Genomic DNA, 1,288 nt, shown 5'->3' with positions numbered 1-1,288 from the left:
TTCAGTTTGATATAATACTTTCTCTCTTTGACCACATAATTACCTAAGACGTAAGCCCGCATAATTCTTTTTGTAAAAGCCCATCGGTCAATCTCTGGATATTTTGTAGCCTGTTCAGCCAACCTGCTAAAAAACTCTAGGTTAATATTGTGGTCCAGAGACGGTAATCTTCTATTTTTATCAAACCATTCAGCTTCTTCGGGAGTTAGCACCACCCGTTTAATGATCTCTTCATTGCTGGCCAGCTTGTACCAGCCTCTTTTGTTCATCATCTCTTGCTTCACTTTATATGCCGTTCCTTCAGCATTACTTAAGGCATATACTTCAGCTTTGTTGATCCAAAAATCTTTTTCTTCTGTCATTTTGTTAACTCTCCAAATTTGTATTATTCAAAAAAGCGCTTTTTTTGATTATTCGGTGCTAAAACCTACCGCCTATTGTTAAAAATAGCCACTTTTTTCATTTTTCATCATTCGCAAATGCGATAACGCTCATAAATAGCATGAACGCTATCAGCATCAGCCACTTAATCACGAGCATTGGCCTGCACGCTCCATTCTTCTAACTCGTGTTTATGCCATTCCCGTTTAAAAGTCTGTGCTAAATCTTCCCATGATCCATCAAGCATATACGACTCACGTAAAGCTTTTAAAAACGATCGTTCTCTCTCATTCCACCGCTTCTGGTTTTGAATATCAGTTGTAGACTGCTCTTCGATACCTTGCAGATAACCGACCGATACACCGAAATAATCAGCTAGCTTTATCCATGTTTCAAGTTTAGGATCCCTATCACCTTTTTCAAATAATGAAATAGCTTGTCTAGTAACGCCAATTTCATCAGCTAATTTTTGCTGACTGATACCTTTTTCAAGTCTTATCTCTCTAATTCTGTTTCTCAACTTGTGCACGCTCCTTCGCTCGTTCTAATTTCTTCTGACGTCGTTTGCGCTTGTCACGCTTGCGACTGCGTTTCTTTCCTGTCATTTGTCACCCTCCGTTGCATTCATAAAATACAAGTACGTTTCAACTGCAGTTACAGCCTGTATCATTGCCATTGTTGCTCCTTCGATATTATCGCCAAAAATCTTGTGTGCAATTTTTCTGTCGTGCAACTTACAACCATATTTAAGAACGATTTCACTTATCGTTTCTTCGTTCCATCGCTCCTCAACACCGTTAAGGCCAGCGTTAACATACGTATAGCCATCATCGGACAACATTTTGTCATCAATCACCACAAATGTTATATTATCCCACAGTACATCTGATGCGCCTGTGATTATCTC

At 39.1% G+C, this 1,288-nt stretch carries 3 protein-coding genes; all 3 read right to left on the bottom strand.

The window, feature by feature from the left end; all coding sequences use genetic code 11:
- The coding region (locus Q9Q35_RS03250; protein ID WP_304652111.1) for a hypothetical protein at positions 1-362 on the bottom strand (362 nt) is incomplete at its 3' end.
- 164 nt (positions 363-526) lie between these two features.
- Entirely contained in the window at positions 527-901 is a 375-nt protein-coding gene (locus Q9Q35_RS03245) for a helix-turn-helix transcriptional regulator (protein WP_238145368.1), read from the bottom strand.
- An 81-nt stretch (positions 902-982) separates the two neighbouring features.
- Positions 983-1,288: DUF1828 domain-containing protein (locus Q9Q35_RS03240; RefSeq protein WP_304652110.1), on the bottom strand; the 306-nt coding region annotated here is incomplete at its 5' end.

The organism is uncultured Ligilactobacillus sp., from assembly GCF_948826705.1.
In the GTDB taxonomy this organism is placed as follows: Bacteria; Bacillota; Bacilli; order Lactobacillales; family Lactobacillaceae; genus Ligilactobacillus.
Note: the sequence above shows the minus strand (reverse complement) of the source record. Positions and strands in the feature narration are given on the sequence as shown.